The following is a 4942-nucleotide window of genomic DNA, read 5'->3' as shown; positions in this document are numbered from 1 at the left end:
TCATCCGCCTGGATGCCTGGTGGACCGGCACTCCTATCCGCGGCACCCGCAACTCTCACCTGGAGCGACTCGGAGCCAGCCTTGGCCTGGCGGCATGAACCCAACCCAATCGGCCAACAGAGTCGTTCACTGCCGAGAAGCTGACCGCACCCCAGACCATGCTCTCCGCAGACACAGACATGGGCCTCATCATCCGGCCCCAAGGCGCGTTTCCGAAGCGCGTCGTTACAACTCGCGCGGTGTCCGGCGGCGCCGCGGCCGCGGCTGGCTGGTGGGGTGTGCCGGCTGGGTGGCTGCCAGGCTGGTCAGGAGCTTGAGCCGCTCTTCGGAGGTGCTGCCCGGTTCCGCGGTGTAGATGGTGAGGTCGTACACTGTCCGGCTGGAGATGGGCAGGTCAAGAGACTGGTAGGTCAGCTCCAGGTCGCCGACCTGCGGGTGCCACAGCCGCTTGCCGCCGGCGTGTCGGATGCGCACGTCGTGGGCGGCCCACTGGCCGCGAAACGCGGTGCTGAGCGTGGACAGCTCGCCGACGAGGTCGCGTAGCGCCCGGTCGTGGGGCTCGCGTCCGGCCTCGGCGCGCAGCAGCGCGGCGCTGACGGCGGTGGCCGCGTCCCAGTCGACGAAGAACCGCTGGGAGCCCGGGTCGAGGAAGATGTAGCGGGCGAGGTTGGCGCGGCCGTGACGTGTGGTGGCAGGGCTGTCGAAGACCGGCGCGAGCAGGGCCCGAGCCAGCGCATTGTGGGCGACGATGTCCTGGCGGCCGTTGCGTACGAACGCCGCCGATATCGTCATGGAGTCCAGCAGCCACTGGACGCGCGGCGGGACCTGGACGTCCTTGCGGCGCGAAGGCGCGCGGCGGGCGGGCCGGGCGGCCCGGGCCAGGTCGAACAAGTAGGTGCGTTCGTCCTGGTCCAGGCAAAGGGCCTGGGCGACCGCGTCGAGTACCTCTTCCGATACGCCGCTGATGTGGCCCTTCTCCAGCCGGGTGTACCACTCGGTGCTCACACCGGCCAGCACCGCGACCTCCTCGCGGCGCAGCCCGGGGACCCGGCGCCGACCGCCGGTGGGCAGCCCGACCTGCTCCGGAGTGAGCTTCGCGCGCCGGATGGTGAGGAAATCCCGGATCTGGTCGCGGTTGTCGGACCGGTCGTCCATGCTCCCACGGTAACCGCAGGGTTCGCGCAGGCGCCGACGGTAAGGGGGTTGAGCTTATCCCCCTATAAATGCGCTCTGTCTCGCGCCCGGCCAGGTGGGTTTCCTGGGATCAGCGAATCGAACGCGACCTGCGACACGGAGATGGACCCTGTCCGACCAGCTTTTGTAGTGGTGATCGGGCCGCCCATCACCGTCGACGCCCTCCTGTGATGCACCACCAGGACCTCCAGCACCCGGGAGTGACCATGACGGGCAAGACCGTACTGATCACCGGCGCGACCAGCGGCATCGGCGCGCCCACACCGCACGGCTGCTCCTCGACCGCGGCCACCGCGTGGCCGTCACCGGCCGCGACGAGACCAAACTCAAGTCCTTCCTCGACGAGACCGGCCACTCCGACCGCCTGCTCGGCATCATCGCCGACTGGCCGGCCACCCAGGCCGCCGTGACCTAGACCGTGGCACACTTCGGCGCCCTGCACGCCGCGGTGGCCAACGCCGGCTTCGTCCCGGCCGACCACCCGCGCACCATCGCCGACGGCGACCCGGAACTGTGGGCGCCCATGGTCCTCACCATCGTCCTCGGCCCCGCCCTGCTGGCCAACGCCGCCCTGCCTCACCTAGAAGACCACGGGCGGGCGGCTGGTGCTCATCGGCAGCGTCGCCGGCCTGAAGAACAGCCCCGCCAACCTCTACTCCGCCACCAAGTGGGCCGTCACCGGCATGGCCGAGAACCTGCGGATGTACGCCACCAGCCGCGGCGTCGGCGTCACGCTCGTCAACCCCGGCATGACCGACACCGCCTTTGGCCGGCCGGCGTCCCACCCTTCGCCCTGTCCCCCGAGCCCGTCGCCAAGGCCATCTGCTTCGCCGTCGGCCAGCCGGCCGACGTCGACCTCAACACCCTGACCATCCGGCCGGTCGGCCAGCCCGTCTGAGCCAGATCTGACCCCCTGTGGCGTCGCAGCCGGTCGTGAGCCGTGGTGTTCCTATCGGAAGCGAGACAGCCACCCCGGCAGGCGGCCAGAGATCTCCTGGTCACGTCTGCGGATAGTCCGGCTCCCTTTCCACCGCATGAATCACCCCTGCAAAGGAGAAAGTCCATGAAACGCATCACCAAACGCGCGGCCCTGGCCACTCTGGCGTCCGTCGCGATGACGGCCTCACTTGCCGTCGCCCTCCCGACGGCGGCGTACGCGATCAATGAGGTCCCGTGCGCCGGCCGGACCGACCTCGTACGCGCCACAATCCACGCAAGCGGCGACTCGTCAGCCAACTACTGTTACGCCAACGCCGGGACGGAAATGTACGTCCAGGATGTCTGGTGGGTCACCGTGATCTCGACCGGTAACAACCGCGTCCAGTGGTACGGGGACGGAAGATGGCAGCCGGCTCAGCCGATCCCGAAGTGGACCGTGTTCACCTGGCCGAACCATCCCGGTGGGGTCCGCATCCAGGGGATCAGGATCCTCTGAACTGCCGGCGATATCGGGGCGGCGGTCCTGCCCGATCGCCGCTCCGGACGGCAAGGCCCCGGGGCACAGCCCCGGGAAAGCCGGGCCCCCACATTGAGGTCGCGAGCTCGCGTCACCGCCACTGACATTCTCGGAAGTCAGTGCGGGGTGCCGTCTGCCGCCCCCTCAGAGGGCATCGTCGATGCGGGCAAGGAGCGCTTCGGCGGCGGCCGCCCACTCCCGGCGGTGCCGTGCCTGGCGCTCGCCGTCCTGGCCCCGCTCGGCAGCTTCGATGGTTATCTTGGGTAGTCGAGCGAAATAGCTGGTCAGCCGCTTAAATGCCTGTCAGGCACGTTAGGCACGTAGGTTGGCCCATGGCTGTCGCGCGTCCGCCCCACAGCTCGGCGAGCGCGGTGCCGATCTCAGCGTCGGCGACCTCGGCGAGTGGCCGGTCGCGGCCGAGCAGTGCAGTCACGCGGTCGATAGCCGAGGCGTAGGCGCGGTGGGGGTGTTGGGGTTGGCCGTGCGCGCCATGGCGAGGAAGGCATCGGCGGCCGCGGCGAGTGTGACGTGCCCCCGCGCAGGGCAGCGATCTTCGGCGCCGTGCTCATGCCGACCGTAGATGCGACCCAGCAGATCTAGCGAAGTAGTACTAGGCGCTTACGCGACCCACCTTCTTGGCGGAGGCGTCCGGTGCGGTGGTCAGGCGGTGCTTGCGCTTGGGCAGGCCGAAGGTCGGGTGTGAGGTCGCCCACAGCGCCATCGTGAGGATGCCCGACTTGACCCGCGCGGCCTTGAAGCCACCCTTGTACGTCGGCTTTGCCTGTCCTTCGTCGTCGATCGTCTGCAGGATTCCGTCTCGCCGCCCGAGGCTGATGTGGTTGTAGGTGTAGACCAGCTTGGTGTGGAGGATCTTGCGGCCGGTCAGGCGTCCCACGATCGCCTCGATGGCCTGCCGGCTGGTGTAGCCGGCCGATGCGCAGGACATCGGCAGCGGCCGGCCGTTGTCCGCGACGGCGTGGACGCTGTCGCCGATGGCGTAGACGTTCGGGTGCGAGACCGACCGCATGGTGCGATCGACGACGATCTGACCGTTCTCGGTGACCTCAAGCCCGCCGTCGGCTGCGATGGGGTTGACCGCGAACCCGGCCGTCCACACGGTCGCGTCGGAGTCCAGGGTGGTGCCGTCGGCGCACAGCACCCGCGTCGCTTCGACGGCTTCGACGCTGGTGTGCTCCAGGACGGTGACGCCCAGCCGGTCACAGGCCCGGCGCAGGTGACTGCGGGCTCCCGGGGAGAGCCGGGCGCCCAACTGCTTGCGGGCGATGAGCGCCACCGACAGGCCCGGTCGGGACTCGGCGATCTCGGTGGCGGTCTCGATGCCGGTCAACCCGTCGCCGACGACCACCACACTCCCGCCTTCACCCCGCCTGCCCAGGCTGTCCAGGCGCTCGCACAGGCGCAGCGCCGAGGGCCGGGCGGCGACGTCGAAGGCGTGCTCGATCGCGCCGGGGACCTTCTGGACGTCACCATGGCTGCCGAGCGCGTAGACAAGCGTGTCGTAGCCGAGTTCGCCGCCGCCGTCGGCGTCAGCCACGGCGACGACCTGGCGCTCTGGGTCGACGGCGGTGACCCGGGCCAGGCGCAGCCGTATCCCCCTACCCGCGAAGACGTCGGCGAGCTTGGGAGCCTCGATCTCCTGACCGGCCACCAGCTGGGGCATCCGCATGCGCTGGACGAAGTCCGGCACAGCGTTGACCACGGTGATCTCGGTGTCCGCCGGGGACAGCCGGCGGGCCAGGATCCCGGCCGCGTAGGCCCCGGCATAGCCGGCGCCGAGGACGACGATGCGGTGCTTCATGTGGTGCTTCATGTGGTGCTCCTGTCGGTTCGCTTGCTTGTGATGAGTTGACTCGGCCCTCGGTCACCGATTTTCTTGATCGAGGTTGCCGTGAGCCTGCGCGGAGAGGTCCTGCCAGTCGGCCCAGGTCTTGAGCCGGTCGGCGTAGGCCTGCTGGAGCATCGGGTAAAAGCCCTGCCCGAAGAGCACCCGCAGGGGCGGCTCGTCGGAGTCGACGAGCTTGAGGAGTGCCCGTGCCGCGGCGGCCGGGTCGCCCGCGGGCTGCTTGCCCGCGAACCCCGCCAGCCGCTGGCGGAGGCCGTCGTAGATCGGGTCGGGCTCGGCCAGGTGGCCGTTGGCGAGGGGGTCGGGGTTCTTGCCGTCCCTGGTGGCGAAGCCGCCGGGCTCGATGATGGTCACCTTGATGCCGAACTCGGCGACCTCCTGGGCGAGGGATTCGTTCACCGCTTCCAGGGCCCACTTGGAGGCGCTGT

The 4942-nt window shown here is 69.6% G+C and carries 5 protein-coding genes; 2 read left to right on the top strand and 3 right to left on the bottom strand.

The features are described from left to right. Window positions 1–225: 225 nt before the first annotated feature. Window positions 226–1155, bottom strand: a complete 930-nt coding sequence (locus tag ABGB01_RS45715) for a helix-turn-helix transcriptional regulator (protein WP_347780592.1) — start codon at window positions 1153–1155, stop codon at window positions 226–228. 644 nt (window positions 1156–1799) lie between these two features. On the opposite strand from ABGB01_RS45715, the gene ABGB01_RS45710 reads away from it, so the two are divergent. Next, window positions 1800–2063: an SDR family NAD(P)-dependent oxidoreductase gene (locus ABGB01_RS45710; RefSeq protein WP_347780591.1), complete on the top strand. Its 264-nt coding sequence runs from the start codon at window positions 1800–1802 to the stop codon at window positions 2061–2063. Window positions 2064–2257: 194 nt separating this feature from the next. Beyond that, window positions 2258–2629, top strand: coding sequence for a beta/gamma crystallin domain-containing protein (locus tag ABGB01_RS45705; protein ID WP_347780590.1), 372 nt, complete (start codon window positions 2258–2260; stop codon window positions 2627–2629). 631 nt (window positions 2630–3260) lie between these two features. Here the strand turns inward: ABGB01_RS45705 and ABGB01_RS45700 are convergent. Further along, a complete protein-coding gene (locus tag ABGB01_RS45700; protein ID WP_347780588.1) occupies window positions 3261–4481 on the bottom strand; it encodes an FAD-dependent oxidoreductase in 1221 nt (406 codons plus the stop codon). Window positions 4482–4532: 51 nt separating this feature from the next. Further along, on the bottom strand, window positions 4533–4942 hold a 410-nt coding region (locus tag ABGB01_RS45695), incomplete at its 5' end, for an SDR family NAD(P)-dependent oxidoreductase (protein WP_347780586.1).

It is taken from the genome of Nonomuraea sp. B5E05 (assembly GCF_039880665.1).
Lineage (GTDB): Bacteria > Actinomycetota > Actinomycetes > Streptosporangiales > Streptosporangiaceae > Nonomuraea.
Note: the sequence above shows the minus strand (reverse complement) of the source record. Positions and strands in the feature narration are given on the sequence as shown.

Coding starts and splice junctions, on each gene's coding strand:
- ABGB01_RS45705 (WP_347780590.1), top strand. CDS start 2,258: ATGAAACGCATCACCAAACGCGCGGCCCTGGCCACTCTGGCGTCCGTC.
- ABGB01_RS45700 (WP_347780588.1), bottom strand. CDS start 4,481: ATGAAGCACCACATGAAGCACCGCATCGTCGTCCTCGGCGCCGGCTAT.
- ABGB01_RS45715 (WP_347780592.1), bottom strand. CDS start 1,155: ATGGACGACCGGTCCGACAACCGCGACCAGATCCGGGATTTCCTCACC.